The following is a 22,768-nucleotide window of genomic DNA, read 5'->3' as shown; positions in this document are numbered from 1 at the left end:
ACGTGACGCTCGGTAGGGTGCGGGAATGCCACGTCGCACCTCTCCGACGCGGACGGCGGCAAGCCTGTCCGCGGCGACCGCGGACCTGCCCGCGCCCCTCGCTGTCGTCGATCTGGACGCCTTCGACGAGAACGCGAGGACCCTCGTGTCGCTGGCGGGTGGGCTGCCGATCCGGATCGCGACCAAGTCGCTGCGCTGCCGGCCGCTCGTCGAGCGCGCCCTTGCGCACGACGGCTTCGCGGGACTCATGTGCTATGCCGTCCGTGAGGCGCTGTGGTGGGCCCGCGACGGCCACGACGACCTCCTCGTGGCCTACCCCAGCGTCGACGTGCCGGCGCTCACCGAGCTCGCCTCGGACCCCGCGCTGACGCGCGCCGTGATCCTCATGATCGACAGCGTCGAGCACGTCGACTTCCTGGCCCGTGAGGTCGCGGGTCACGAGGGCCTGCGCGTGGCCGTCGACGTCGACGCCTCCCTGCGGCTGGGCCCGGCCCACATGGGTGTCAGACGCTCGCCGACCCGCACCCCTGACGAGGTGGAGACCGTCGTGCGGCGAGCCCAGGAGCGGGGACTCGTCGTCGCCGGCCTGATGTTCTACGACGCCCAGATCGCCGGTCTGCCCGACTCCTCGCCGGCCGTGCGCCGCATGAAGAAGGTCTCGGCCAGGGAGCTGCTCTCGCGCCGCAGCGAGGTCGTGGCGGCGGCCAGGGCGCTGGCCGACCTCGAGGTCGTCAACGGCGGCGGCACCGGCAGCCTGCACGTCACCCATCTCGACCCCGCCCTCACCGAGCTCGCGGCAGGCTCGGGACTGTTCGCCCCGACCCTCTTCGACGGCTACGACGACCTCCACCTGCGCCCCGCGGCGTACTTCGCCGCGCCGGTGGTGCGCCGCCCGGGCGAGGGGATGGTGGCGGCATACGGCGGAGGCTACGTCGCGTCGGGCCGGCCCGGCTGGTCCCGCGTGCCGAGCCCGCTGCCGGACCAGGACCTGTCCCTGGTGCGCCGCGAGGGCGCCGGCGAGGTGCAGACGCCGCTCAGCGGACCTGCGGCCGACCGGCTCTCACTGGGCGATCGGATATGGTTCCGGCACGCCAAGGCAGGGGAGCTGGCCGAGCGGTTCACCGAGTTCGCGCTCGTCAGCGGCAACAGCAGCGACAGCAGCGACAGCGGCGACCGGGTCGTCGGACGGGCGGCAACCTATCGTGGTGAAGGGCAGTGTTTTGGCTGAGAGCGTGAGCACGGTAAAGGGCAGCGTCGTCCGCAGCATCGAGTGGACCAACTGGTCCGGCACCGAGACCTCGAGGCTCGCCCGCGTCGCCACACCACGCAGCGAGGCCGACGTCATCGAGGAGGTGAGCCGTGCGCGTGCGAACGGCTTGCGGGTCAAGGTGATCGGGGCGGGGCACTCCTTCACCGGTGTCGGCGTCACCGACGGCGTACAGCTGCGGCTCGGCGCCCTGACCGGCGTCACGTCGATCGACTCGACGCGCGGTGAGGCCACAGTCCGGGCCGGTACGCCGCTGCACGTGCTCAACGAGGAGCTCGCTGCCTTCGGCTACGCCCTGCCCAACCTCGGCGACATCGACCGCCAGAGCCTCGCCGGGGCGACCGGAACCGGCACCCACGGCACGGGCCTGCGCCTCACCGGCCTCTCGGCCGGCATCCGCGCGCTGCGGCTCGTCCGCGCCGACGGGTCCGTCGTCGAGTGCTCACCGACCCGCGAACCGGAGCTCTTCCAGGCGGCACGGCTCGGGCTCGGCGCCCTCGGCATCGTCACCGAGATCACGGTGGCCGTGGTCCCCGCGTTCCTGCTGCACGCCGTCGAGCGGCCCGAGTCGCTCTTCGACGTGCTGGAGCACGCCGACGTCTCGGCCGAGGCCAACGACCACTTCGAGTTCTACTGGTTCCCGCACACCGACCGGGCCCTGACGAAGCGCAACAACCGCGTGCCCGCGGGCACGGCCAGGCGACCGCTGCCGGCCTGGCGCGAGAGGCTCGACGACGACCTGCTCAGCAACCGGTTCTTCGAGCTGACCAACCGCGTCGCGACCCGACTGCCCCGCTCGACGCGAGGCATCAACGCCATCGCGTCGCGGGCCCTCAGCGAGCGGCAGTTCACCGACAGCTCGCACAAGGTGTTCGTGACGGCGCGCGAGGTGCGCTTCATGGAGTCGGAGTGGGCCTTCCCACGGTCGGCCCTGCGCGACGTGCTGCTCGAGCTGCGCGCGTGGGTCGACTCGCACGACGAGCACATCTCGTTCCCGGTCGAGTGCCGGGTCGCGGCGGCCGACGACGTGTGGCTCTCGACGGCCCACGAGCGTGAGAGCTGCTACGTCGCGATCCACAAGTACCACCGGCAGCAGAGGGGGGCGTACTTCGAGGCCTTCGAGGCGATCGCGACCGAGCACGGCGGTCGCCCGCACTGGGCCAAGCTGCACACCCGCGACGCCGACTACCTGCGCTCGGTCTACCCACGCTTCGACGACTTCGTCGCGGTGCGCGACCGTGTCGATCCCGACCGGCTCTTCGGCAACCCCTACCTCGAGCGGGTGCTCGGCGCCTGACTCACGCGCGGACGCGGCGCTGGCTGTCCCACGCCCGGTGCAGCGCGTCGCGGAGGGTGGCGGCGTCGCCGGAGAGGTCTGCCTGGACCTTGGCGTGCGCCTCCCAGCGCGGTGGCACCCCGAACGTGTCGGGACGTGCCGTGACGAGACGTTCGCGCTCCGCGCCACCCAGGCGCACGAGCAGGGTGCCGGGAGCGTCCGCGCGCGCCACGAGGAGGCCGCCGACGTACCAGGCCCGGCGGCCGTCGACCCGTCGCGCGCGGACACCCTCGAGCGTGAGCAGGTATGCCTCCACCTCGTCGAGGGTCATGGGCCGAGACTAGCTCGGCCGGGGGAGGCCGGTTCGGCTCGGAGCCCTGTGGGCGGCGCCGTCACGCCACTGTGCGTCGAGTCGTCAGGCGACCCGGGCCGGTGAGGCAGGTGCTCGCTCGGGCGACTGTCGGCGGCGCGACCTACGGTGGACGAGATGCCCACCGCCGCCAGGAGGACGCCGTGACCGAGCAGAGGACCTACCCGCAGGGCGTGACCTCGTGGGTCGACACCGAGCAGCCCGATGTCGAGGCGGCGACGGAGTTCTACGGCGGCCTCCTCGACTGGACGTTCGACGAGGCGACACCGCCGGGTGCCCCCTTCCGCTACGTGGTAGCCCAGCTGGACGGTCGCGATGTCGGTGCGATCAGCGGACCGTCGCAGATCGGGCAGCAGGGCGGATCCGGGCGAGTCGGCAGCGACGGCGAGCACACCGCCTCGTGGAACACCTACGTCGCCGTCGACGACGCCGACGCGGCGGCCCGCCGGGTCGAGCAGGCCGGCGGCCGCGTGGTGCACCCCCCGACGGTCGCCGGAGAGGGGGGCCGCTCCGTCGTGGCCCTCGACCCGCAGGGCCTGGAGATCCGGCTCTGGGAGGCGAAGCGACGCCTCGGTGCCCAGCTCACCAACGCCCCGGGCGCCTGGAACTTCAGCGACCTGCACACCGCCGATCCCGCTCGCGCCCAGGCGTTCTACTCGGACGTCTTCGGGTGGGAGTTCTCCGACGTCGGGTTCGCGACGATGATCCGGGTGCCGGGCTACGGCGACCACCTGGCCTCGACCGTCGACCCCGACATCCACGAGCGCCAGTCAGGGGTCGGCGTCCCGGCGGGCTTCGCCGACGCGATCGGCTGGCTCGCGCCCGTCGCGCCGGGTGACGTCGCCGGATGGAAGGTGACCTTCACCGTCGCCGACCGCGATGCCACCGCGGCCCGTGCGGTCGAGCTCGGTGCGACCGTGGTCCGCACCGCCGAGAACGACTGGACGCGCACGGCCGTCGTCCGTGACCCTCAGGGCGCAGTCTTCACGGCCAGCCAGTTCCTCGGCTGACCGCTGCTGCACCACGCGGGCGTCTCACGTGCGCCGTGGCTTTCACCCGGGGCGCCCGCGTCACTCCGCGCGTGCGTCACTGGGCGCGTGGGCCACTCGGCTGGGCGGCATACGTGGTCGGGTTCGAGGTCACGACCCGCCCTCGGGCCGCGTCATCGAGAGCACGTCGAGAGCCTCGTCGAGCTGCTCCTCCGTGAGCTTCCCGTCCCCGACATGGCCCTGCTCGATGACGACCTCGCGGATGGTCCGGCGCTCCTTGACCGCCTGCTTGACCACCGCGGCCGCAGCCTCGTAGCCGATGTAGCGGTTGAGCGGGGTGACGATCGACGGGGAACCCTCGGCCAGCGCGCGGGCGTGGTCGACCTCGGCGGTGATGCCGTCGATGCAGCGGTCGGCGAGCAGCCGTGACGTCGCCGCGAGCAGCCCGATCGACTCGAGCACGTTCTTGGCCATGACCGGCAGCATCACGTTGAGCTCGAAGTTGCCCGCGGCGCCGGCCGTCGTGATCGTCACGTCGTTGCCGATGACCTGCGCGCACACCATGAGGGTCGCTTCGGGCACGACCGGGTTGACCTTGCCGGGCATGATGCTCGACCCGGGCTGCAGGTCGGGCAGGTGGATCTCGCCGAGACCGGTGCGCGGGCCGGAGCTCATCCAGCGCAGGTCGTTGCAGATCTTCGTCAGGCTGACGGCGACGACCTTGAGCGCGCCCGACAGCTCGACGACGGCGTCCTGCGCGGACTGCGCCTCGAAGTGGTCGACGGCCTCGCGGAACGGGATGCCCGTCACCCCGGCGACGCGCTCGATCACCTTGCGCGCGAAGCCCGGTGCCGCGTTGAGCCCGGTCCCGGCGGCGGTGCCCCCGAGCGGCAGCTCGCTCGTCGCGTCGGCCGCTCTGCGCACCCGGCTCGCGCCGAGCTCGACCTGCCGCACGTAGCCGGCGAACTCCTGGCCGAGCGTCACCGGCACGGCGTCCATGAGGTGGGTGCGACCCGGCTTGACCACGTCGGTGAACTCGGCGCTCTTGCGGCCCAGAGCCGTGGCCAGGTGTTCGAGGGCCGGCACGAGGTCGGAGACCGCTGCGGTCGTGGCCGCGATGCGCAGGGCGCTGGGGAAGGTGTCGTTGCTCGACTGGCCCGCGTTGACGTGGTCGTTGGGATGGATGTCGAGGCCGCTCGACAGGTGGGCGATCCGGGCCACCACCTCGTTGACGTTCATGTTGGTCGACGTGCCCGAACCGGTCTGGAAGACATCGACCGGGAACTCGTCGTCGTGGTCACCGTCGGCGACCTCACCAGCGGCCGAGGCGATCGCGGCCGCTCGTTCGGCGTCGAGCACACCCAGGTCGGCGTTGACCTCGGCCGCGGCTGCCTTGAGCTGGGCAAGCGCGTGGACGACTCCGGCGGGGACCGGCCGGCCGCTGATCGGGAAGTTCTCGACGGCCCGCGCCGTCTGGGCGCCCCAGAGGGCGTCGACGGGCACCTGCACCTCGCCCATCGAGTCGTGCTCGGTCCGGAAGCCTGCTGCTGCGCCGTCGCTCATGTCCCCATCATGCGCGCCCAGCCGCCTCTGGTGCCGCGCCGGAACCGCCAAGGCGCAGTTGGCGGGGTTTCTCGGGCCGGTCGCGACGGAAGTGCTTGGCGAGGTGGCGGGTGCTGTCGCGGCGGGTCAGGGGCGCGGGGTCGAGGCGAGGTCGTCGTGGTGGTGGCTCGTGCCCGGGCAGCCCTCGGAGCCGGCACACGACCAGCCCGCCTGCACCGACCGCGTATGCCGTCCGGCGGCCACCGCGACGCGGGCCTCCTCGGGTGCCTCGTGGGCAGGGACAGGCTCGGCCGGCGCGACCTCGGGGTTGCGGATGAGCAGCCACGAGACGACCCCGCCGGCGCCGAGCAGCACAGCGCAGAGCAGCATCGCCGCGCGGTAGGCCGACGAGAACGCCCGCGGGTCGGCGTAGTCGGTGCCGCTGAGGCCGACCGCGGCGGGAAGGGCGGCCACGGCGAGCAGGCTCCCCGCGCGTGCGACGGCGTTGTTGACGCCGCTGGCGACACCGGCATACCGGTCGGGTGCCGCCGCGAGGACGGTTGCCGTGAGCGGCGCGACGAGCAGCACCAGCCCGAGGCCGAAGACGGTGATGCCCGGCAGCACGCCCAGCCAGTAGCTCGACCCCGAGCCGACGCCCGCCAGCAGCACCGTGCCGACACCGCACACGACCGGCCCGAGGGTCATCGGCAGCCGCGGGCCGATGCGCGACGCGAGCTCGCCACCGCGTGAGGCGAGGAAGAGCATGAGGATCGTCACGGGCAGCGACGCCATGCCGGCGAGCATCGGCCCGTAGCCGAGCACCGTCTGCAGCTGGAGGGTCAGGAAGAAGAACACCGCGCCGAGGGCGGCATACACGAGCAGGGTCATCGCGTTCGCGGCGCTGAACTGGCGTGAGGCGAAGAGCGACGGCTGCACCATCGGGTGCGGCCGGCGCTGCTCCACGACGACGAAGGCCGCCCCGACGGCGAGCCCGAGCACGAGCACGCCGGCCGTCGCCCGGGGGCCGAGCTCCTCGTACTGGATGAGGGCGAAGGTCGTGACGCCGAGCGCGAGCGTGGCGAGCACGGCGCCGAGCACGTCGAAGTGGTGGTCCGCGCCCTCGTCGCGGGTCTCTGGCACCTGCACCTGGGCGATCCATACGGTCGCGACACCGAGCGGCACGTTGACGAGGAACGCCCACCGCCAGCTGGCGTACTGGACCAGCCACCCGCCGACGAACGGCCCAGCAGCAGAGGCGATCCCACCGAGCCCCGACCACGCGCCGATGGCCTTGCCGCGGTCGCCGGGACGGAACGACGACTGGATCATCGCGAGGCTGCCCGGCGTCAGCAGTGCTCCGCCGACGCCCTGCAGGACGCGCGCCACGACGAGCTGGGTCGGGGACTGCGCGAGCCCGCACGCCGCCGAGGCGAGGGTGAACCACGCGACGCCGACCACGAAGACCCGGCGACGGCCGAAACGGTCGCCGAGCGAGCCGCCGAGCAGGATGAGCGAGGCGAGGGCCAGCAGGTAGCCGTTGGTGATCCACTGCAGGTCGCTCATGCCGGCGCGGAGGTCCTCGCCGATGCGCACGAGGGCGACGTTGACGACGGTGCCGTCGAGCAGGGCCATCCCCGACCCGAGCACGGCGGCCGCGATGACGAACCGTCCGGCGCGGGAGTCGAGGGCGAGGTCGCTCACCTCAGCAGTGTGTCACCCGCACGGGCGCGGCACCCGAAGACCCCTCAGCGCGGGCAGTCGTCGACCGGCAGGTCGCGCCGCGCGGCCCGGGAACCCCGGAGACTGACCAGTGAGTCGACGCTGAGGACGACGAGCGCGAGCCAGACGATGCCGAAGCCGATCCAGCGCTCCCGCGGCATGTGCTCCCCGAGCAGCAACACGGCGCACAGCAGCTGCATCACGGGGGTGAAGAACTGGACGAGGCCGATCGTGACGAGCGGGATGCGGCGCGCCGCGGCCGCGAAGCACAGCAGCGGCAGGGCGGTGACGACCCCGGAGAGCACGAGCAGGGTGGTGTGCACGCCGCCGTGCCGGCCGAACTCGAGGCCGGTCTGCGCCGACACGACGAGCAGCACGACGACCGCGACCGGCGCGAGCACGACCGTCTCGACCGTGAGCCCGTGGACCGCGTCGAGGCTGGCGCCGATCTTCTTCTTGGTGAGGCTGTAGAGGGCGAACGAGCAGGCGAGCGCCAGTGCCACCCACGGCACGCGTCCGCCGACGATGCCGAGGAAGGCGGCCGCGACGAAGCCGATGCCGACGGCGACCCACTGCATCCAGCGCAGCCGTTCACCGAGGACGACGACCCCGAGGGCGACCGTGACGAGCGGGTTGAGGAAGTAGCCGAGCGCTGCCTCGGACGTGTTGCCCGACGTCACCGCGCCGACGTAGACGACCCAGTTGACGGCGATGAGCACCGCCGCGATCGCCGTGCCGGCGAGCAGCCGGGGCCGGCGCAGCAGCGGTCGCACCCATCCGAGGTCACGGTTGACGAGCAGGACGACGATGCAGAACAGCAGGGTCCAGAGGATGCGGTGGGCGAGGATCTCCCAGGCACCCGCGGGCTTGAGCGCGTCGAAGTAGAGGGGAAAGAGCCCCCAGGCGCCGTATGCCGTGAAGGCGAGCAGCGTGCCGCGCCTGGCCTCGGCGTGGGGTGCGCTCGCGAGGGTGCGGGAGGCCGGGGCGCGGGTGGAGGACTGTTCGGTGGAGGTCACGAACCCGCGGGGTTGCCGACCGTCCACGTGTCGCGCCCGGCGAGCAGGGCGTCGATGTCGGCGTCGGTGATCTCGTTCGTCTGGGCGGAGGCGATCTGCTCGCGCAGACCGTCGTCGTAGGTGGGGCGCTGGACGTTGCGGAAGACGCCCATCGGCACGTGGCCGAGGTCGGGGCTGTCCAGGCGCGAGAGCGCGAACGCCGCGGACGGGTCGGCGGCGGACACGTCGTGCCGCACGATGCGGGACGGGTCGGCGTCGGCCCGGGGCACGACGTCGAGCGAGCCGCGGTCGTCACGGACCACGACGTTGTCGCCGGCGGCGACCTCCTCGCCGTCGGTGAGGTGCAGGATGCGCGCGGCGGCCTCGGTGCGGTCCTTGAGCACGTCGAAGACGCCGTCGTTGAAGATCGGGCAGTTCTGGTAGATCTCGACGAGTGCCGAGCCGCGGTGCTCGGCCGCGGCGCGCAGCACCGACGTGAGGTGCTGGCGGTCGGAGTCCATGGTGCGCGCGACGAAGCTGGCCTCGGCCCCGAGCGCGAGCGAGACCGGGTTGAACGGCGTGTCGAGCGAGCCGAGCGGCGTCGACTTGGTGACCTGGCCGACGTGCGAGGTGGGGGAGTACTGCCCCTTGGTCAGGCCGTAGATCTCGTTGTTGAAGAGCAGGATCTTGAGGTTGACGTTGCGGCGCAGCGCGTGGATGAGGTGGTTGCCGCCGATCGACAGGGCGTCACCGTCGCCGGTGACGACCCAGACCGAGAGGTCCTCGCGCGTGGCGGCGAGCCCGGTGGCGATGGCCGGCGCGCGGCCGTGGATCGAGTGCATGCCGAAGGTGTCGAGGTAGTACGGGAAGCGTGAGCTGCACCCGATGCCCGAGACGAAGACGATGTTCTCGCGCTTGAGGCCGAGCTCGGGCAGGAAGCCCTGCACGGCGGCGAGGATCGCGTAGTCGCCGCAGCCCGGGCACCAGCGCACCTCCTGGTCGGACGTGAAGTCCTTCTTCGTCAGGGCGGTGCCGTCGGCCAGGCGCGGCACACCGGCGGTGCCGGTGGCACCCGGGGCGCCCGACGGGCTGAGCGGCATACCGAGGTCGGTGGTCACTGGGCGGTCTCCTTCAGGTGTGCGTCGCTCAGCGACGCGACGGCGGTCGCGATGACGTCGGCGAGCTCGCCCGCCTGGAACGGCAGGCCGCGGACCGACGTGTGCGACTCGACGTCCACGAGGTACCTGGCGCGGAGCAGCAGCGCGAGCTGGCCGAGGTTCATCTCGGGCACGATGACGCGCTCGTAGCGGCGCAGCACCTCGCCGGTGTTGGCGGGGAAGGGGTTGAGGTGGCGCAGGTGCGCCTGTGCGACGCGGGCACCGGCGATGCGGGCGAGCCGCACCGCGGCGGCGATGGGCCCGAACGTCGAGCCCCAGCCGAGCACCAGCACGTCGGCGTCACCGGTGGGGTCGTCGACCTCGAGTGGCGCGATCGTGTCGGCGATGCCGTCGATCTTCGCCTGGCGCAGCCGCGTCATGTGGTCGTGGTTGTCGGGGTCGTAGGAGATGTTGCCGGTGACGTCGGCCTTCTCGATGCCACCCACGCGGTGCTCGAGGCCGGGGGTGCCCGGGATCGCCCACGGCCGCGCGAGCGTCTCGGGGTCGCGGAGGTACGGGTGGAAGACCGGCTCGCCCTTGTCGTCGGTCGCGTTGGGCTCGGTCGCGAACTCGACGGTGATGTCGGGCAGCTCGGCCGTGCGCGGCAGCCGCCACGGCTCGGAGCCGTTGGCGAGGTAGCCGTCGGAGAGCACGATCACCGGCGTGCGGTAGGTCGTCGCGATGCGCACGGCCTCGACGGCGATCTCGAAGCAGTCTGCGGGCGTCGACGGCGCGACGACCGCGACCGGCGACTCACCGTTGCGACCGAAGAGGGCCTGGAGCAGGTCGGCCTGCTCGGTCTTCGTGGGCAGTCCGGTCGAGGGGCCGCCGCGCTGGATGTCGCAGACGATGAGCGGCAGCTCGAGCGACACGGCGAGGCCGATCGTCTCGGCCTTGAGCGCGAGGCCCGGGCCGGACGTCGTCGTGACGCCCAGCGCGCCGCCGAAGCTGGCACCGAGCGCCGCGCCGACACCGGCGATCTCGTCCTCGGCCTGCATCGTCGCGACGCCGTAGCGCTTGAGGCCCGCGAGCGTGTGGAGGATGTCGGAGGCCGGCGTGATGGGGTAGGAGCCGAGGAAGAGCGGCAGGTGCGCCCGGTGCGCGGCGGCGACGAGGCCGAGCGACAGGGCGACGTTGCCCGTGACGTTGCGGTAGGTGCCCGGCGCCATCGTGGCCGGGGCGACCTCGTAGGACACCGAGAAGTCCTCGGTGGTCTCGCCGTAGTTGAAGCCGGCCCGCAGCGCGGCGAGGTTGGCCTCGAGGATGACCGGCTTGTCGGCGAACTTCGCCTTGAGGAACACCTCGGTGCCGTCCATGGGCCGCGTGTACAGCCACGACAGGAGCCCGAGCGCGAACATGTTCTTGGCGCGCTCCTTCTCCTTGCGGGTCAGGTCGGTGAACGACGCGAGCGCCTCGACGGCGATCGAGGTCAGCGCGACCGGGTGCACGTGGTAGCTCTCGAGGGAGCCGTCGTCGAGCGGGCTCTCGGCGTAGCCGACCTTCGAGAGGTTGCGCTTGGTGAACTCGTCGGTGTTGACGATGATCGTCGCGCCGCGCGGCAGGTCGCGCAGGTTGGCCTTGAGCGCAGCCGGGTTCATGGCGACGAGCACGTCGGGGGCGTCGCCCGGCGTGAGCACGTTGTGGTCGGCGAAGTGCAGCTGGAAGCTCGAGACGCCCGGCAGCGTGCCCTGGGGTGCGCGGATCTCAGCAGGGAAGTTCGGCAGCGTCGACAGGTCGTTGCCCAGCAGGGCGGTCTGCGACGTGAAGCGGTCGCCGGTCAGCTGCATGCCGTCGCCGGAGTCCCCGGCGAACCGGATGACCACGCGATCGAGCTTCTGGACCAGTTTGGTGCTCATGCTCTGAGACGTCCTCGAACTTCCCTACGATTCACTGCCCGGGGCCCTTTGCGGCGGGCAATTTCCATGCTAGTTCGTGCCTTGTTCAACTTTGCGCACTTGTCATCACGTGGACATCACGGTGTGGCGGCGCCCGGTCAGCCCGCCCGCACCGAGTCAGTGACGTGATGTGACGGCGCCGGCAGCCGCCACCGCACGGCACACGGGCACCGGGCATGGATAGGCTGGCCGACATGTCCGGGTACCTCGCCGTCGCAGCGGTGCTGGGGGCAGGCGTCCTGCTCGTCACGGCCGCAATGGTGGCCCGGCGCCTGCTGGCCCCGCGCGCCCCGCACGCGGCCAAGCTGACGACCTACGAGTCAGGGGTCGACCCGGTCGGCGAGGGCTGGGCCCAGACGAAGGTCCGCTACTTCGTCTTCTCCTTCCTCTACGTCGTCTTCGCCGTCGACGCCGTCTACCTCTTCCCGTGGGCGACCGTGATCCGCGACGCCGACCTCGGCCGGGCCAGCCTCGTCGAGATGGCCGTCTTCATCGGCGTCATCGTCCTGGGCCTGGCCCACGCCGCCCGCCGCGGACTCCTGAGGTGGGTGTGATGGCGAGCGATCCCAGCCCGTCCCGGCCCACCGCCGGCCAGCCCGTCAGCCTGCCGATGCCCACCGTCGGGCCGGCGTCCATGGGCGTGCTCGGTGGGCACGCGCCCAAGCCGGTCAAGGTCGTTCTCAACTGGGGCCGGCGTTACTCCCTCTGGGTCTTCAACTTCGGGCTGGCCTGCTGCGCCATCGAGTTCATCGCCGCGTCGATGGGGCGCCACGACTTCATCCGCCTCGGCGTCATCCCGTTCGCACCCGGCCCGCGGCAGGCCGACCTCATGGTCGTGTCGGGCACGGTCACCGACAAGATGGCGCCCGCCATCCGCCGTCTCTACGACCAGATGCCCGAGCCGAAGTACGTCATCTCGTTCGGCGCCTGCTCCAACTCGGGCGGCCCCTACTGGGACTCCTACTCGGTCACCAAGGGTGTCGACCAGGTCGTGCCCGTCGACGTCTACGTGCCGGGCTGTCCGCCGCGCCCCGAGGCCCTGCTGCACGGCATCATCCGCCTGCAGGAGCAGATCGCGAGCGAGCGCCTGTCGACGCAGAAGCTCAAGGGCAGGTATGCCGGCACGCGGGTCGGGAGCGCCGGCGACGTCCGCCGCCCCCTGCTGCGGCGCGGCGCCATGGCCGGGACCGGCGACCGATGAGGGTCACCGAGGTGCGTGACGTCCCGTTCGGCGAGTGGTCGAGCACGGTGCTCGCGCTCCGCGAGGAGGGCTACGCGTACTTCGACTGGCTGACCGCCGTCGACGAGACCGACCGCGAGGGCTCGGGCGACGCCGACTCGGCCGACGAGCGCGACGCGGCCGGCTTCGACGTCGTCTGCCACCTCATCGACACCCGCGTGCCGGGCCGGCTGCCGTCGGTCCTCGTCCGCACCCGCGCCCCCGAGGGCCTGCCGGTGCCGTCGCTGACCCCGGTCTTCCGGGGTGCCGCCTGGCACGAGCGCGAGACCCACGAGATGTTCGGCATCGACTTCGACGGCTTCGACGACGGCACCGGTCTCGGGCTGCGACCGCTGCTGCTGCCCGACGGCTTCGAGGGCACTCCGCTGCGCAAGTCGTTCGTGCTCGCCGCCCGTGCGTCGAAGGCCTGGCCCGGCGCCAAGGAGCCGGGTGAGGGACACGACTCGGCCCGCGCACCCGGCCGGAGACGCGTCCAGGCACCCGGCGTGCCCGGTCCCGAGTGGGGCCCGCGATGAGCCTCGTCCTCGCACCGTGGCTCGAGGTCGTCCTCCGCGCCGCCGCCGTCCTCGTCGCCTTCCTCGTGCTGCCCCTGCTCGTGGGCCAGACCGAGCACAAGGTGATGGCCCACATGCAGGGCCGTCTCGGGCCGATGTACGCCGGTGGCTTCCACGGCTGGGCGCAGCTCGTCGCCGACGGGGTGAAGTTCGTGCAGAAGGAGGACATCACCCCGGCCCGCGCCGACCGCCAGGTCTTCCGGCTCGCTCCGTTCGTCGCCCTCATCCCGTACCTCGTGGCGCTCGCCGTCATCCCGCTGTCGCCGAAGGTCGTCGGGGCGTCGGTCGACGCGAGCGTCGTGCTCGTGCTCGCGGTCATCGGCGTCGGCATCGTCGGTACCCTCATGGCCGGGTGGGCCTCGGCCAACAAGTACTCCCTTCTCGGCGCGATGCGAGCGGCCGCCCAGCTGGTGTCGTACGAGCTGCCGATGGTGCTGGCCGTCGCCTCGGTGGCGCTCGCGGCGGGCACGCTGTCTCTCGTCGGCATCGGCAACGCGTGGCACCCGTGGTGGCTGCTGTGGCAGCTGCCGGGCGCCGTCGTCTTCCTCGTCTCGGCGCTCGCCGAGCTGCAGCGGCCGCCGTTCGACATGCCGCTCGCCGACTCCGAGATCGTCTTCGGGGCCTTCACGGAGTACACCGGGCTGCGGTTCGCCTTCTTCCTGCTCGCCGAGTACGCCGGCATCGTCGTCATGTCGCTGCTCTTCGCGGTGCTCTTCCTCGGCGGCTGGCACGGCCCCTTCGAGCAGTGGGTCGGCTGGGTGTGGACCCTGCTCAAGGGCTTCCTCGTGGCGGTGGTCGTGATCTGGCTGCGCGTCTCGTGGCCCCGCATGCGCGAGGACCAGCTGCAGCGGCTCGCCTGGGTCTGGCTGGTCCCGCTGGCGCTCCTCCAGCTCGCCCTCACCGCCGTCGGAGTGGTGGTGTTCTCGAGATGACCCCCCACTCCGTCTCGACCGTCGATTGGCCACGTGTGGCCGCCGGCGACGGGCTCCGCCCGGCCGAGCGCGCCGATGCCGGCAGGGTGCACCGGTCGACGAGCGTTGGCCACTCGACTCGGTGGAGGCGGCCAGAGGTGGCCACTCGACGGTGCAGGAGCGGTCACGGCTGGCCACTCGACGGTGGGGGAGAGATGGCGAGGTGTGGACGTGGGTGACGGCATCCTGCCCGGGCTGGTCAAGGGCCTGGCGACGACGGCGAGGTCGCTGACGCGGCACACGCACACGGCCGAGTACCCCGACGTCGCGCCGTCCCTGCCGCCGCGCTCGCGCGGCGTCATCGCGCTGACGGAGGAGAACTGCACGTCGTGCATGCTGTGCGCGCGCGAGTGCCCCGACTGGTGCATCTACATCGACTCGCACAAGGAGGAGCTGCCGCCGACGACGCCCGGTGGCCGCGCCCGCCAGCGCAACGTGCTCGACCGCTTCGCGATCGACTTCTCGCTGTGCATGTACTGCGGCATCTGCATCGAGGTGTGCCCGTTCGACGCGCTGCACTGGAGCCCGGAGTTCGAGTACGCCGAGGTCGACATCCGCGACCTGTTGCACGAGAAGGACCGGCTCGGCGCCTGGATGGCCACCGTGCCCCCGCCGCCGGCCCTCGACCCCGCCAGCGTCGACCCGGCAGAGGTGACCGCTGCGGCCAAGCCGCCGCGCGGGGCTGCGGGTGCGGGTCCGCGCGCAGGCGCGGCACCCGGTGCACGAGCCGCAGGAGCACCAGGCCGTACGCGGGCGGACGGCCCCGCTACCCGCCCAGCCCGGGTGCGCCCCGAGAGGGGTGCCACGGGGTCCGACCGGCCCGCCTCCGGGAGTGCCGCACCGGACGCCGAGGCCGTCGACCCGACGAAGCCCATGCCGGCCGTCGGCGACCCGAACAGCCCTGGCGCAGAAGCAGACTCGACGCAGGTCCTGCCCGCGGTGTCGACCGAGGCGTCGCCCGAGGCGTCGCCCGACGAGGAGGGTCGCGAGTGACGACCCGCGACCTCGTCTTCGTCGCCGTGGGCGTCGTGACCGCCCTGTCGGCCCTGCTCTCCGTGACGACGAAGCACGTCGTGCACGCCGCCCTGTGGCTGCTCGTGTCGCTCGGCTCGTTGGCCGGCGCCTACCTCGTGCTCGGTCAGGAGCTCGTCGGCCTCGTGCAGCTGCTCGTCTACGTCGGCGCGATCGTCGTGCTCGTGCTCTTCGCCCTGATGCTCACGCGGGCACCCATCGGCCCGCACGCGGAGATCGACACTCCCTGGTGGCAGCGCGCGGCAGGCGCGGTGCTCGGGGCGGCCACCACCGTCCTGCTCGCGAGCCTGCTGCTGCCGCTCCTCTCGGGCGCGACCGTCGACCTCGACGCCTCCGACGCCACGACGCCTCGCATCGCCCAGGCGGTCTTCGGCACGTGGGTCTGGCCGTTCGAGCTGCTGTCGGTGCTCCTGCTCGTCGCGCTCGTCGGCGCGTTCGCCGTGTCCCGTCTCGTGCTAGACCGCGAGGACCCCGCAGCCGAGGCCGCCGCCCGCCGAAGTGCAGGTGCCCGCCGGTGATCCACCTCGCGCTCCCGGGTGCCCTCGTGGCCCTGCTCGCCGGCATCGGGGTCTACGGTGTGCTCGCTCGCCGCAACGCCGTTCTCGTGCTCATCGGTGTCGAGCTGATCCTCAACGCCGCGAACCTGCTTCTCGTCACGGCAGGTTCACGACCCGGATCGCCCTTCGCGGCCGGTGCCGTGCTGACCCTCTTCGTCATCACGATCGCGGCCGCCGAGGTCACCGTGGCCCTCGCGATCATCCTCGTGCTGTTCCGCCGGGCCGGGCACATCGACCTCACCGCCGTGCCGGACCTCACGGACGACCCCGACGACCCGCACGACTCCGACGATCCGCACCACGTCGACGGCAGCGACGAGGCGCCCGAGCCCGCCCGGTCGGGGGAGGGGGCGCCGTGAGCTGGATCGTGCGGATGATCGTCGTCCTGCCGGCCCTGGCCGGACTCGTCGGGCTGGCCGTGCACCGTCGCCGCGTCGTCTCCGCCGCGGTCGCCGTCTCGGTCTCGGCGTACGTGACGGTGCTCGGACTGACCCAGTGGGTCGCCCCCGCTCGCACGGCCGACATCGACACGCTCGGCAGCCTCCCGCTGGGCGGTGGCCTCGCCGTGCCCCTGCACCTGCTCTCCGACCGGGTCTCAGGCCTCGTCTCCTTCGTCGTCGCGCTCGTCGTGCTCGCGATCCAGGTCTTCACCGTCTGGTACCTGCGCGACGACCCCCGCTACGGCAGGTTCGCCGCAACCGTCTCGCTCTTCGCGGCCGGCATGCTGCTCCTCGTGCAGGCGGGCGACCTCGTGCTCGTGCTCGTCGGCTGGGAGATCATGGGCTGGTGCTCGTGGCTGCTCATCGGTCACGACAGCGAACGCCCGGCCGCACGCCGCGCCGCCTACAAGGCGTTCCTCGTCACGCGAGTCGCCGACATCGGCATGGTGGTCGGACTCGTGGCGCTGGCCGTCCGGGCCGGCAGCACCGACCTCATGGCCGTGCTCACGGTGTCGGGGCACGACACCGCCCTGGTCGTCGGTCTCGTCGGCGTGGCCGTCGGCGTGGCCGGCAAGTCGGGTCTGGTCCCGTTCCACGACTGGCTGCCCGACGCCATGGAGGGTCCCACCCCCGCGTCGGCCCTGATCCACGCTGCGACCATGGTCGCGGCCGGCACCTACCTGATCGCCCGGCTCTTCAACCTCTACGCCCAGCACGACGGACCCCGCCTGCTGCTCGCCGTCCTCGCCGCCGTGACGATGGTGTACGCCGCCCTGCTCGCTCTCGTGCAGACCGACCTCAAGCGGATGCTGGCGTACTCGACGCTGAGCCAGGTCGCGATCATGCTGTCGGCCCTGGCTGCCGCGCCGGCAGACCTCGGGCCTGTTGCGGGCATCTCGCACCTGCTCGGCCACGCCTTCTTCAAGGCACTGCTGTTCCTCGCCGCAGGCTGGCTCTCGGTGCTCGCGGGGGGAACGGCGCTCGCGGCGCTGCGCGGTCGGCTGCGACCCACCGGAGCGCTGCGCTGGGCGACCGGCATCGGCCTCGCCTCCCTGGCCGGGGTGCCCCCCCTCGTCGGCTTCTTCACCAAGGACACCGTCATCGACGCCGCCCTCGAGGGCAGTGGGGCCGGTCCCGTGGTCGTGACCGTCGCCCTGCTCGTCACGGTGGCCCTGACGGCCGCCTACTGCACGCGCGCCTGGCTGCTGCTCGACACGCCGCTGGCCGTCGACCCGCCCGCCGACACGACGCCCGCCACCTGGCCCGAGCGGACGTCAGCGTCGTCACTCGATTCGTCATCCGGCTCGTCACCCGGCTCGTCACTCGGCTCGTCACCCGGCTCGTCACTCGGTTCGTCCGGTTCGCCTGCGGCGCAGGCCGACCCGGTCGTCCCCGAGCAGCAGGTCGCCGTGGTCACCGTCGCCGACAGCGCCGACGACGCCGAGGTCGAGCGGGTCCACGCGCACGGGCACACACCGGTCACGTTCTCCGCCGCGCTCGTCGTCCTCGTGCTGGCAGTGCTCACCGTCGTCGGCACCCTGTTCCTGGCGAGCCTGCGCGGCGGCGTGCACGTGGGCCTGCTCAGCGCCCTCCTGTCGGTGCTGCTGGTCGCGGGCTCCGCGGCCGCGGTCTGGGTCGCGAGCGACCGTGGCCGGTTCGACGTCGCCGACCGCGTGCCCGGCCGACTGCGCGACCGGGCGGTGCGCGGCTTCGGCGCCGACACGGCATACGTCGGCGTCGGCCGGGCCGTCACCGCGCTCGCACGTCTCGTCGTGACGCTCGACCGCGACGTCGTCGACGCCTACCCGCGGGCGACCGCGGCCGTCGCGCGGGCGGCCGGGCGGGCGGGGGAGCGCAGCCACCGGGCCGTCCCCTCGCTCTCGCTGCTCGGGCTGCTGAGCGGAGTCGTCGTCATCGCGATCCTGGGGGTGACCGCATGGCGCTGACGCTCGTGCTCCTGCTGCCGCTGCTCGGAGCCATCGCCCTCATCGCCATCCCCGGCGAGACGCGCGTGGAGCGTGCCCTCGCCCTCGGCGCCACCGTCGCCACAGCCGTGCTCGCCGTCGTCGTCGTGTGGGGACGTCACGAGGTCGACGTCCCGTGGATCCGCGCCCTCGGGGTGCGCTGGCACTTCGGGGTCGACGGCATCTCCGCGGCGCTCGTGCTGATGACCGCACTGCTCACCGTGGCCGTCGTCGCCCATGCACTGTCCGGACCCATCCCGAAGGGCGGCAGCGGCTCGACGTTCCTCGGCTGCATCCTGCTCGTCGAGACGGGCGCGCTCGCGACGTTCCTGGCCCGCGATGCCATCCTCTTCTTCATCGCCTTCGAGGTCGTCCTGGTGCCGATGTGGGTGCTCGTGCGGCGGTTCGGCGACGACCACGTGCGCGACGAGGCCCGCGCCGACGCGGCCGGACGCTTCGTGCTGTTCACCGTGCTGGGCTCGACCCTGATGCTCGTCGGCATCCTGCTGCTCGTGCACCACCAGGGCACGAGCGATCTCACCGTCCTCGCCGAGCGTCACGGCGCCGGGCTGTCGCGGCCCCTCCAGGTCGCCACCGCGGCCGTGCTGCTGCTCGGACTCGGCATCAAGGTCCCCCTCTGGCCGCTGCACACGTGGCTGCCGTCCGCACACACCATCGCCCCGACCGCGGGCTCGGTGCTGCTCGCCGCGGTGCTGCTCAAGATGGGCACCTACGGCATCGTGCGTCTCGCCGTCGCGACCGTGCCCAAGGGCGTCGCCGAGCTGAGCCCGCTGCTCGCGCTCCTCGGGGTCGTCGGCATCCTCTGGGGAGGTCTGGCCTGCCTCGTCGAACGCGACCTCAAGCGCCTCATCGCCTACAGCTCCGTCGCGCACATGGGCTTCGTCGCGCTCGCCATCGCCTCCGGCAGCGAGACCGGTCTCCAGGCAGCCCTCTTCGGCAACATCGCCCACGGCGTCGTCGCGGCGCTGCTCTTCTTCGTCGTCGGTGACCTCAAGGAGCAGTGGGGCTCGGCCGACCTGCGGGTCGCGCGGGCAGCTCTGCGCGACAAGGCCCCCCGCTTCGGGCTTGCGCTCGTCGTCGGCCTCGCGGCCGCTCTGGGGCTGCCCGGCCTGGTCAGCTTCTGGGGTGAGTTCCTCGCCCTGTACGCCGCGTGGTCGCCCGCGCCCGGACGTCCCGTCGCGCTGCTGCGGGCCTGCGTCGTGCTCGGAGCCGTGGGCCTCGCGCTCGCGGCGGCCTACGCGCTGCGGGTCGCCCGCATCGTGTGGGCCGGCGAGGGCAGCGAGAAGGCGGAGGGCGCCGCCGCAGAGCCGGTGGGCGACGCGCGCGGCACCCGGTGGGTCGTCGTGATGGCGCTCGTCGTGGCCGTCGTCGGTTTCGGCGTGCTGCCCCACCTGCTGCTCGGTCTGTCCGACAGCGCGACGACCGGGCTGCTCTCCGGGCTGGGAGTGGCTCCGTGAAGGGCCTGACCATCGACTACGCCGTGCTGCTTCCGGCGCTGCTGCCCGTCGCGGGGCTGGTGGTCGTGCTCGTGGCCGACCTCGTCGTCCCGCGCGGGCGCCGGCTCCCGTGGGCCGTCGCCGGCCTCGCGTCCCTCGGCTCGGCGGCAGCCACGTTGCCCGGGCTCGCCCTCGGTGGGGGTTCCACCCGCCAGTCGTTCTGTCTCACCGCCGGCACGGCGGCCGGCGGCTCGCTGCCCCGGGTCGAGGGCCTGCCACAGGTCTGCTTCTGGCAGGCCGACGCCCTGGGCTCGACCCTGCAGCTCGCGGCCGCGCTCTCGGCCGTCGTCTGCATCGCCCTCGCGTGGCCGCGCGCCGGGCGGCGTCGCCCCGAGGGGGGCACGCGTGAGCCCGTCGAGGCCGTGCTGCTCCTCGCCGCCCTCGCCGGCACGGTCGTCGTCGCAGCCAGCCGCGACGTCGGCACCTGGCTCGTCGCGCTCGAGCTCGCGACCCTGCCCGTCATCGCACTCGTCGCCCTGTCCGGACGCCGGTCGGCCGCCGCCGGTGCGACCCAGCTGCTCGTGACCTCGCTCGTCTCGTTCGCCCTGCTCGTGCTCGGCGTCGCCCTGTGGTTCGCCGCAACGGGCAGCCCGTTCCTGACCCCCGACGCCGCCCTGTCGTCCGCGGGTTCCTTCGCCGCGACCGGTGGGCCGTCCGACGTCGTGCTGCCGTCCGTGTCCTCTGGCCTCGTGTCCCTTGCCACGGTGCTCGTCATGGCCGGGGTCGGCTTCAAGCTCTCGCTCGTGCCGTTCCATGCGTGGACGCCCACCGCGTACGCCGGCTCCTCGGTGCCCGTCGCGGCGTTCCTCGCGACGGTCTCGAAGGTGGCCGCCCTCGCCGCGCTCCTTGTCGTGCTGCGTGCCGTGGCCGTCCTCGGGACCCCCGGCGTGCTCGCGATCGCGGTGCTGGCCGCGCTGAGCATGACCCTGGGCAACGTCATGGCCCTGCGCCAGGACGACGTCGTGCGCCTGCTGGCCTGGTCCACCGTGGCGCAGGCCGGCTGGGTCGTGCTGCCGCTCGTCAGCATCTCGGCGCTCGGCGTCGCTGCCAGCGCCACCTACCTGCTCACCTACGTCGTCGCCACGCTCGTGGCGTTCGCGGTCGTGGCCGTGACGCTGCGCGACCAGCGCGCGGGCGGCCGCACCATCGCGGCGTACGACGGGCTGTGGCGCCGCAGCCCGTGGCGGGCCGGTGCACTCGTGCTCGCGCTGACCTCCCTCGCGGGGCTGCCGCCCGGCGTCATCGGACTCGTCGGCAAGGTCACCGCCCTGCGCCCCGTCGTCGCCGAAGGCTGGGTGTGGCTCGCGGTCATCGCGGCCGTCAACGCCGTCATCGGTGTCGCCGTCTACCTGCGCTGGCTGCGCGGCGTCATCACCGAGCCCGAGGCCCCGCAGCCGGCCGTGGCCGACGGCGCTGACAAAACCGGGCGCGGGGGCGTGGCCGTGCGCCGACCGGTCGTCGTCGCCGGCCTCGCCCTGTCCGCGGCGGTTCTCGTCGTCGTCAGCGTGCAGCCCGACCTGCTCCTGCGCCTGCTGGGCTGAGCCGGGGCCGGGGCCGGGGCACGGGCGAAGGGGCCGCCCGCACCTGGACGGCCCCTTCGTTCTCCCCCAGGAGAGTCAGGCGGTCGCGGGGACCCGCTGTGCCACGGCCGGGAAGCCGGCCACCGTCCTCGCGTGCCGCAGGCCGAGCAGGCCCAGCACCAGGAAGATCGCTGCCCCGACGAAGGCGCCGACGCCGGCGTAGAGGGCGATCGTGCCCATGGTGCCGAAGGCATAGGCGTTGAGGAGCAGGCCACGGAGCGTGTTGCCCATGAAGAGGGTCTGGCGCAGCTGGCCGAGCTCGGCGAGCTTGGCCTGGTCGGCGTTCGGGTTCTTCGACAGGGCCATGAACTCGCCCGAGACCTCCTCGTAGGTGCGGTTCTCGGAGGCGGTGTTCATGTGGACGAGGATGTAGTGGTCGGCGAAGGCCTTGGCCTGCTCTCCCGTGGTCATCTTCTGCCCGGCGTACTGCAGGAGCGCGTCCTTCTGGTCCTGGGTCTGCAGGGCTGCCGCCGCGGGCATCGTGATGTCCTGCTGGCTGAGCTGCTGCTCGACGTTGCTCGAGACGAAGCTGCTCGCGTAGGTCAGGAGGCCTCCGGCGACCAGGAGGACGGCCGCGAGGATGAGGCCGGTCCAGGAGATCAGCTGGTCGAGTGTCTTGCGCATCGCTCTCTTCTTTCGTCGGTGGGGGGGTGTCGGTCCTCCCGTCACCTCCAAACTACTACTATATGTAGTAGTTGAAAGGCCAAACGACAGAGATGTGCGTCACAGCCTCTCGCGGGCTCCTTGCCGCCGGCTCCTGTCTGGGTCCCGGCTGGGAACAGTTGTCCCCGACCGCTCGTTCAACCGGCATGCACAACCACTTCAACGGGCTCAAGACCGCTGCCCTCTTCGGCGGCATCTGGGCCCTGCTGCTCGGCATCGGCGCGCTCGTCGGCGGTGGGCGGTTCATCTGGCTCTTCGCGCTCATCGGTGTCGCGACGACCTTCTACGGCTACTGGAACAGCGACAAGCTCGCCATCCGCGCCATGCACGCCTACCCGGTGAGCGAGGCGCAGGCGCCGGTCATGTATCGCATCGTGCGCGAGCTCTCCACTGCCGCAGGCAAGCCCATGCCGCGGCTCTACATCAGCCCCACCCAGGCGCCCAACGCCTTCGCGACGGGACGCAACCCGCAGAACGCCGCAGTCTGCTGCACCGAGGGCATCCTCGGCCTCCTCGACGAGCGAGAGCTGCGCGGCGTGCTCGGTCACGAGCTGATGCACGTCTACAACCGCGACATCCTCACCAGCTCGGTCGCGGCCGCGATCGCCGGCGTCATCACCTCCATCGGCCAGATGCTCATGTTCACGAGCATGTTCGGCGGCGGCAGCTCCGACGACGACCGCCCCAACCCCATCGCGCTCCTGGCGATGAGCCTGCTCGCGCCCATGGCCGCGATGATGATCCAGATGGCGATCAGCCGCACCCGCGAGTACGACGCCGACGAGGACGGCGCGAAGCTCACCGGTGACCCCCTCGCCCTCGCCTCCGCGCTGCGCAAGCTCGAGTCGGGCGTCGCGAGGGCTCCGCTGGCACCGCAGCAGGACATCGTCAACGCGAGCCACATGATGATCGCCAGCCCCTTCAGGGCCCAGGACGTCACGCGCTTCCTCTCGACGCACCCGCCGATGGAGCAGCGCATCGCGCGGCTCGAGAACATGGCGGGTGGGCCCCACCGGCGCTGACAAGGGCACCGGAGGTGC

Annotated in this window: 21 protein-coding genes; 14 read left to right on the top strand and 7 right to left on the bottom strand. The window is 72.4% G+C overall.

What is annotated here, in order from left to right; translation table 11 throughout:
• Positions 1-25 precede the first annotated feature (25 nt).
• Both ACFQ2V_RS04665 and ACFQ2V_RS04660 read left to right on the top strand, forming a co-directional pair.
• On the top strand, positions 26-1,228 hold the full coding sequence (locus ACFQ2V_RS04665; protein WP_386051198.1) for an alanine racemase: 1,203 nt from the start codon (positions 26-28) through the stop codon (positions 1,226-1,228).
• 4 nt (positions 1,229-1,232) lie between these two features.
• Positions 1,233-2,564 (top strand): D-arabinono-1,4-lactone oxidase, encoded by a 1,332-nt coding sequence (locus tag ACFQ2V_RS04660; RefSeq protein WP_386051197.1) that lies wholly within the window; start codon positions 1,233-1,235, stop codon positions 2,562-2,564.
• A 1-nt stretch (position 2,565) separates the two neighbouring features.
• Here the strand turns inward: ACFQ2V_RS04660 and ACFQ2V_RS04655 are convergent, their stop codons facing one another.
• Positions 2,566-2,874, bottom strand: a complete 309-nt coding sequence (locus ACFQ2V_RS04655; protein WP_386051195.1) for a hypothetical protein — start codon at positions 2,872-2,874, stop codon at positions 2,566-2,568.
• A 182-nt stretch (positions 2,875-3,056) separates the two neighbouring features.
• On the opposite strand from ACFQ2V_RS04655, the gene ACFQ2V_RS04650 reads away from it, so the two are divergent.
• Positions 3,057-3,923 (top strand): VOC family protein, encoded by an 867-nt coding sequence (locus ACFQ2V_RS04650; RefSeq protein ID WP_386051194.1) that lies wholly within the window; start codon positions 3,057-3,059, stop codon positions 3,921-3,923.
• A gap of 129 nt (positions 3,924-4,052) precedes the next feature.
• Here the strand turns inward: ACFQ2V_RS04650 and ACFQ2V_RS04645 are convergent, their stop codons facing one another.
• The 5 genes from ACFQ2V_RS04645 to ACFQ2V_RS04625 all read right to left on the bottom strand — a co-directional run bounded on the left by ACFQ2V_RS04645 (position 4,053) and on the right by ACFQ2V_RS04625 (position 11,171).
• Positions 4,053-5,465, bottom strand: a complete 1,413-nt coding sequence (locus tag ACFQ2V_RS04645; RefSeq protein ID WP_386051192.1) for a class II fumarate hydratase — start codon at positions 5,463-5,465, stop codon at positions 4,053-4,055.
• 126 nt (positions 5,466-5,591) lie between these two features.
• Positions 5,592-7,145 (bottom strand): MFS transporter, encoded by a 1,554-nt coding sequence (locus ACFQ2V_RS04640; protein WP_386051190.1) that lies wholly within the window; start codon positions 7,143-7,145, stop codon positions 5,592-5,594.
• A 44-nt stretch (positions 7,146-7,189) separates the two neighbouring features.
• Positions 7,190-8,179: an EamA family transporter RarD gene (gene rarD / locus ACFQ2V_RS04635; RefSeq protein ID WP_386051189.1), complete on the bottom strand. Its 990-nt coding sequence runs from the start codon at positions 8,177-8,179 to the stop codon at positions 7,190-7,192.
• On the bottom strand, positions 8,176-9,276 hold the full coding sequence (locus ACFQ2V_RS04630; RefSeq protein WP_386051187.1) for a 2-oxoacid:ferredoxin oxidoreductase subunit beta: 1,101 nt from the start codon (positions 9,274-9,276) through the stop codon (positions 8,176-8,178). Before ACFQ2V_RS04630 ends, rarD begins: the two co-directional genes overlap by 4 nt.
• Positions 9,273-11,171, bottom strand: a complete 1,899-nt coding sequence (locus ACFQ2V_RS04625; protein WP_386051185.1) for a 2-oxoacid:acceptor oxidoreductase subunit alpha — start codon at positions 11,169-11,171, stop codon at positions 9,273-9,275. Before ACFQ2V_RS04625 ends, ACFQ2V_RS04630 begins: the two co-directional genes overlap by 4 nt.
• Before the next feature lie 233 nt (positions 11,172-11,404).
• Here ACFQ2V_RS04625 and ACFQ2V_RS04620 point away from each other — a divergent pair, with 233 nt between their 5' ends.
• The 10 genes from ACFQ2V_RS04620 to ACFQ2V_RS04575 all read left to right on the top strand — a co-directional run bounded on the left by ACFQ2V_RS04620 (position 11,405) and on the right by ACFQ2V_RS04575 (position 21,026).
• Positions 11,405-11,764 (top strand): NADH-quinone oxidoreductase subunit A, encoded by a 360-nt coding sequence (locus ACFQ2V_RS04620; RefSeq protein ID WP_386051183.1) that lies wholly within the window; start codon positions 11,405-11,407, stop codon positions 11,762-11,764.
• Positions 11,764-12,411, top strand: a complete 648-nt coding sequence (locus ACFQ2V_RS04615) for an NADH-quinone oxidoreductase subunit B (protein ID WP_386051181.1) — start codon at positions 11,764-11,766, stop codon at positions 12,409-12,411. The genes ACFQ2V_RS04620 and ACFQ2V_RS04615 overlap by 1 nt, the downstream gene beginning before the upstream one ends.
• The gene (locus tag ACFQ2V_RS04610) at positions 12,408-12,965 is read left to right on the top strand and encodes an NADH-quinone oxidoreductase subunit C (protein WP_386051180.1); all 558 of its coding nucleotides are present in this window, start codon (positions 12,408-12,410) and stop codon (positions 12,963-12,965) included. Before ACFQ2V_RS04615 ends, ACFQ2V_RS04610 begins: the two co-directional genes overlap by 4 nt.
• The gene (gene nuoH / locus ACFQ2V_RS04605; RefSeq protein WP_386051178.1) at positions 12,962-13,936 is read left to right on the top strand and encodes an NADH-quinone oxidoreductase subunit NuoH; all 975 of its coding nucleotides are present in this window, start codon (positions 12,962-12,964) and stop codon (positions 13,934-13,936) included. Before ACFQ2V_RS04610 ends, nuoH begins: the two co-directional genes overlap by 4 nt.
• 210 nt (positions 13,937-14,146) lie before the next feature.
• Positions 14,147-14,968 (top strand): NuoI/complex I 23 kDa subunit family protein, encoded by an 822-nt coding sequence (locus tag ACFQ2V_RS04600; protein WP_386051177.1) that lies wholly within the window; start codon positions 14,147-14,149, stop codon positions 14,966-14,968.
• Positions 14,965-15,525: an NADH-quinone oxidoreductase subunit J family protein gene (locus tag ACFQ2V_RS04595; RefSeq protein ID WP_386051175.1), complete on the top strand. Its 561-nt coding sequence runs from the start codon at positions 14,965-14,967 to the stop codon at positions 15,523-15,525. Before ACFQ2V_RS04600 ends, ACFQ2V_RS04595 begins: the two co-directional genes overlap by 4 nt.
• Positions 15,522-15,923 (top strand): NADH-quinone oxidoreductase subunit NuoK, encoded by a 402-nt coding sequence (gene nuoK / locus ACFQ2V_RS04590; protein ID WP_386051173.1) that lies wholly within the window; start codon positions 15,522-15,524, stop codon positions 15,921-15,923. Before ACFQ2V_RS04595 ends, nuoK begins: the two co-directional genes overlap by 4 nt.
• Positions 15,920-17,950, top strand: a complete 2,031-nt coding sequence (locus tag ACFQ2V_RS04585; RefSeq protein WP_386051172.1) for an NADH-quinone oxidoreductase subunit 5 family protein — start codon at positions 15,920-15,922, stop codon at positions 17,948-17,950. The genes nuoK and ACFQ2V_RS04585 overlap by 4 nt, the downstream gene beginning before the upstream one ends.
• Positions 17,941-19,446, top strand: coding sequence for a complex I subunit 4 family protein (locus tag ACFQ2V_RS04580; protein WP_386051170.1), 1,506 nt, complete (start codon positions 17,941-17,943; stop codon positions 19,444-19,446). Before ACFQ2V_RS04585 ends, ACFQ2V_RS04580 begins: the two co-directional genes overlap by 10 nt.
• Positions 19,443-21,026 (top strand): NADH-quinone oxidoreductase subunit N, encoded by a 1,584-nt coding sequence (locus ACFQ2V_RS04575; protein ID WP_386051168.1) that lies wholly within the window; start codon positions 19,443-19,445, stop codon positions 21,024-21,026. The genes ACFQ2V_RS04580 and ACFQ2V_RS04575 overlap by 4 nt, the downstream gene beginning before the upstream one ends.
• A 75-nt stretch (positions 21,027-21,101) precedes the next feature.
• On the opposite strand, the gene ACFQ2V_RS04570 is transcribed toward ACFQ2V_RS04575, so the two are convergent.
• Positions 21,102-21,689 (bottom strand): hypothetical protein, encoded by a 588-nt coding sequence (locus tag ACFQ2V_RS04570; protein ID WP_386051166.1) that lies wholly within the window; start codon positions 21,687-21,689, stop codon positions 21,102-21,104.
• Between the two features lie 185 nt (positions 21,690-21,874).
• On the opposite strand from ACFQ2V_RS04570, the gene htpX reads away from it, so the two are divergent.
• Positions 21,875-22,750, top strand: a complete 876-nt coding sequence (gene htpX / locus ACFQ2V_RS04565; RefSeq protein WP_386051164.1) for a zinc metalloprotease HtpX — start codon at positions 21,875-21,877, stop codon at positions 22,748-22,750.
• Positions 22,751-22,768: the final 18 nt, after the last annotated feature.

The sequence above is a fragment of the Terrabacter terrigena genome (assembly GCF_042676085.1).
GTDB classification, from domain to species: domain Bacteria; phylum Actinomycetota; class Actinomycetes; order Actinomycetales; family Dermatophilaceae; genus Terrabacter; species Terrabacter terrigena.
Note: the sequence above shows the minus strand (reverse complement) of the source record. Positions and strands in the feature narration are given on the sequence as shown.

Coding starts and splice junctions, on each gene's coding strand:
- ACFQ2V_RS04620 (WP_386051183.1), top strand. CDS start 11,405: ATGTCCGGGTACCTCGCCGTCGCAGCGGTGCTGGGGGCAGGCGTCCTG.
- nuoH (WP_386051178.1), top strand. CDS start 12,962: ATGAGCCTCGTCCTCGCACCGTGGCTCGAGGTCGTCCTCCGCGCCGCC.
- ACFQ2V_RS04665 (WP_386051198.1), top strand. CDS start 26: ATGCCACGTCGCACCTCTCCGACGCGGACGGCGGCAAGCCTGTCCGCG.
- ACFQ2V_RS04625 (WP_386051185.1), bottom strand. CDS start 11,171: ATGAGCACCAAACTGGTCCAGAAGCTCGATCGCGTGGTCATCCGGTTC.
- ACFQ2V_RS04615 (WP_386051181.1), top strand. CDS start 11,764: ATGGCGAGCGATCCCAGCCCGTCCCGGCCCACCGCCGGCCAGCCCGTC.
- htpX (WP_386051164.1), top strand. CDS start 21,875: ATGCACAACCACTTCAACGGGCTCAAGACCGCTGCCCTCTTCGGCGGC.
- ACFQ2V_RS04655 (WP_386051195.1), bottom strand. CDS start 2,874: ATGACCCTCGACGAGGTGGAGGCATACCTGCTCACGCTCGAGGGTGTC.
- ACFQ2V_RS04645 (WP_386051192.1), bottom strand. CDS start 5,465: ATGAGCGACGGCGCAGCAGCAGGCTTCCGGACCGAGCACGACTCGATG.
- ACFQ2V_RS04580 (WP_386051170.1), top strand. CDS start 17,941: ATGGCGCTGACGCTCGTGCTCCTGCTGCCGCTGCTCGGAGCCATCGCC.
- ACFQ2V_RS04570 (WP_386051166.1), bottom strand. CDS start 21,689: ATGCGCAAGACACTCGACCAGCTGATCTCCTGGACCGGCCTCATCCTC.
- ACFQ2V_RS04610 (WP_386051180.1), top strand. CDS start 12,408: ATGAGGGTCACCGAGGTGCGTGACGTCCCGTTCGGCGAGTGGTCGAGC.